Origin of the sequence: Aliiglaciecola sp. 2_MG-2023 (genome assembly GCF_030548145.1) — a bacterium.
Taxonomy (GTDB): Bacteria; Pseudomonadota; Gammaproteobacteria; order Enterobacterales; family Alteromonadaceae; genus Aliiglaciecola; species Aliiglaciecola lipolytica_A.
Genome location: NZ_JAUORY010000051.1, coordinates 1 through 3,638 on the forward strand (window position 1 = coordinate 1; position 3,638 = coordinate 3,638).

Consider the following 3,638-nt stretch of genomic DNA (forward strand, 5'->3'; position numbering starts at 1 on the left):
GTGTGGCTGCTGGGCAAACAGACACTTTAAAGCGTTACAAGCGAAAACGTCGGCAAAAAAATTCTGTAGGCTAACGACTCCACTAAAGTCACTTTTCATTTCAATTGTTTCTTTGCACAAGAAATACTCTTCACATCACCCTAAATCAATCTTAATCGCGTTCATTCGGCAAAAAATGAACTTGCCTCATCTGTTTATCTAGATAATGAGCATATTAAAACCTTTTCGTTATCATCCACTCATTATTAAAAGCAAAAAAATATGCTATCTAAAAATGTGGCTGTCCATGTTGTTTGTCATGCTGAAAAATGGATCAAAATTACTTAAATCAATAGAAAGTGTGACTTAAAGAAATAATTGTAAAACCTATAATTAATTTTTAAAAAATACTGATAAACACCTTTTTTAAATATGAAACATTATTTACAATGTAAATAGATTGTAAGTGCGCTCTATTATTTTGTTTAGCCTTTACGAACATTAAATTCATTTAATAGGCGCCCATTCGATCCGCAATCAAAGCATTCGGCATAAATCTCTTTTACTTAAATAAGAAACTATCATGCAAATAAGAAAATCACTTAAATCTTTGTTAATGGGTGTTATTGCGGGTTTAGTCAGTATAAGCATCCATGCTAAGCAACCAAATATTGTGCTTATTCTAGCCGATGATATGGGTTATGAATGTTTATCTGCCAATGGTTGTGCCGGATATAATACACCGGTACTAGATGAACTGGCTGCTCAAGGCGTTAGATTTGAACATGCTTTTGCTAATCCTAAATGCACGCAATCACGTGTTAAGTTAATGACAGGGTTATATAACTTACGCAACTATAAACGATTTGCGAAGCTTGATAGGAGCCAAACCACCTTTGCCCATTATTTAAAAAGTGCCGGTTATAAAACGGCCATTGCGGGTAAATGGCAATTGGGTAAAGAAATAGACTCACCTCAGCATTTTGGTTTTGACAGCTCCTGGCTGTGGCAACATACTCGCCCTCGTTTACGTGAAGATACCAAGCATGATAGCCGGTACCCTAACCCTCAATTAGAATTTAATGGTAAAGCTGTTAATTTTTCAGGAGGTGAATATGGTCCCGATGTTTTAGTTAATCAACTCACTGGCTTTATTGAGCGCAACCAAGATCAGCCTTTTTTACTGTATTACCCTATGTTGCTGCCACATTGGCCATTCGATGCCACGCCTGATTCGGCCGATTGGGATGGAAAATCACTAGGTTCAATTTCAGAAAAAGGACCCGGCGGAGTTAAAGAGCAAACAGCTCATTTCAAAGACATGGTGCAATATGCCGACAAAATGGTGGGGAGTATTATTGATAAATTAGACGCCTTAGGTTTGCGCGAAAACACCCTAATTATTTTTGTTGGTGACAATGGCACCGACAAACCTATTACTACTCAATGTCCTGACAAGTTAGTTAAAGGCGCTAAAGGTACATTAACCGACGCCGGTACTCGTGTACCGTTGATTATTAACTGGCCCGGTGTCATCCAACCAAAAGTAAATCATACACGTTTAGTTGAGCTCTCTGATATTTTGCCCACCTTACTTGATTTTACAGGTATACCATTAGCCGAAGATTACCCACATCATGGCCTTAGCTTGAAACCTTTATTATTAAACGACCAGCAGCAATACGCTCAACAGGCTAATAAAAGCCACATTCAAATTAGCTACAAGAAAGATACTTGGATTAGAAATTTCAATTATGGTGTCAAAATTAGCGATATAGGGAAAGATACTATTTACGAAAAATATAATGGTCACTATCAAACTAAGTCGGTTCAGTTAGATGAATTGTCAGCACAAGAAAAACAAATATTTTCAAACTTACAAGCTTTAATGAAACGCTAAGCCCACGATATTTAAAATATAACTGAAGTAAAAAGTAAACCTTACAAAAAAAGGCTGTAGCAAATTATTTATGCCTATATGACGCTACATTTAGACGATAATACGACGAGTATAAATACAATGAAAAAATCACCACTGTTGTTAACGAGCTGTTTGTTATTCACTATGGCAACTGCACAAAGTAAGATTCAAAATGTTGTGGTTATCTTCTCTGATGACCAAGGGTATGAAGACCTTAGCTCTTTTGGATCAAAAAAAGCGGATACACCCTATATTGATCAGTTAGCAAAAGAGGGAATGAAATTAACCAGCTTCTATGTAGCCTCTTCCGTTTGTTCGCCTTCAAGAGCGTCTTTGTTAACTGGCAGAATGCCGGTGCGTGCAGGTGCTCAGCACGTAGTTTTCTCAAGTCCTGCTGTTTATACTGGAAAGGGCTTACCACCACAAGAAATCACGATTGCGGAATTGTTAAAACAAAAAAATTACGCTACTGGTCTTATTGGTAAATGGCACCTCGGTCATGAAAAAGCCTATTTGCCTACTGCTCAGGGGTTCGATTACTTCTATGGCCTGCCATATAGTAATGACATGTCCATTGCGCCTAATATGGACATAGCCGAAGATATTGTTTTAAATGAAGGTTATACCCTTGAACAATTACATTACGATGCCAATCAAATAGCAACTAACGGCCTGAAAGCTTATAAAAAACTAAAGAGAAAAGTCCCCTTAATGAGAGGCAATCAGGTTATCGAATATCCCGCTAATCAATCAACCTTGACAGAGCGATATACAAAAGAAGCAGTATCATTTATTAAAAGAAATAAACAGAAGCCGTTCTTTTTATATTTCGCACATACTTTTCCACATTTGCCCATTTTTACCGGTGAAAAATTCAAAGGCTCAAGCAAAGGTGGTCCGTTTTATGATGCAGTACAAGAAATTGACTGGAGCGTAGGTGAGGTAATGAAAGCCTTAAAAGAACAAGGTTTAGACAAGAATACCTTGGTTATTTACACTTCTGACAACGGACCGAACAGCAAAGGCTCAGCGAAGCCATTACGAGGTAGTAAATTTACAACCTACGAGGGAGGCTTACGTGTACCAGGTATTATATGGGCACCCACAGAAATAGAGCCAACCGTAAGCGACGAAATTGTTTCAGCACTCGATTTATTTCCAACCATTGCAAACTATGCTGGAATTGAGTTACCCAAAGATAGAATTTACGATGGGGTTGATATTTCTCGCTTTTTAAGCGGTGAACAAAAAGATTCTCCTCGTAAAGAGATATTTTATTACTCTGCTAATACCAGCACCGTAGATGGCATCAGATTGGGCGATTGGAAGTTTATTTATAAAGGCTTCAATCCAAACCAACAACAGAAAATTAACGGCCAAGAACTCAGTGAAAAGTTGTATAACATTAAGCTGGATGCGCCAGAAAAAGAGAACTTAATTAACAAATACCCTGAAAAAGTAAAAGCATTAAAAGAACGTATGGAGTCTTTCGATATTGCTTTAAAACAAGATGTAGAAAGCAAATACGGAAAATAGCCGAATAAATGGTGCTCGTCAGACAGACAACGGGTTGAGCATATTCAACCCATTAACCAAGCTGAGAATCATAAGAACTCTATTGTGTTGTTTTCAAACTTTAATGCAGGGTTGCGGGGAGCTAAAGCCTGAGGGATCCCCACAGCGGCATCAACATTTTGCATCCTCCACTAGGGCTTCGATGGATGCTTTGAGCATGTTC

At 38.0% G+C, this 3,638-nt stretch carries 2 protein-coding genes; both read left to right on the top strand.

The window, feature by feature from the left end; genetic code table 11:
- The first annotated feature begins 562 nt into the window (after positions 1 to 562).
- Positions 563 to 1,879: a sulfatase-like hydrolase/transferase gene (locus Q4567_RS22070; RefSeq protein ID WP_216050603.1), complete on the top strand. Its 1,317-nt coding sequence runs from the start codon at positions 563 to 565 to the stop codon at positions 1,877 to 1,879.
- 120 nt (positions 1,880 to 1,999) lie between these two features.
- Complete coding sequence (locus Q4567_RS22075) at positions 2,000 to 3,436, top strand: sulfatase (RefSeq protein WP_216050602.1); 1,437 nt, start codon at positions 2,000 to 2,002, stop codon at positions 3,434 to 3,436.
- Positions 3,437 to 3,638 lie beyond the last annotated feature (202 nt).

What these genes read in the sequence shown, in the direction of transcription:
- Q4567_RS22070 (WP_216050603.1), top strand. Translation starts at nt 563, where the DNA reads ATGCAAATAAGAAAATCACTTAAATCTTTGTTAATGGGTGTTATTGCG.
- Q4567_RS22075 (WP_216050602.1), top strand. Translation starts at nt 2,000, where the DNA reads ATGAAAAAATCACCACTGTTGTTAACGAGCTGTTTGTTATTCACTATG.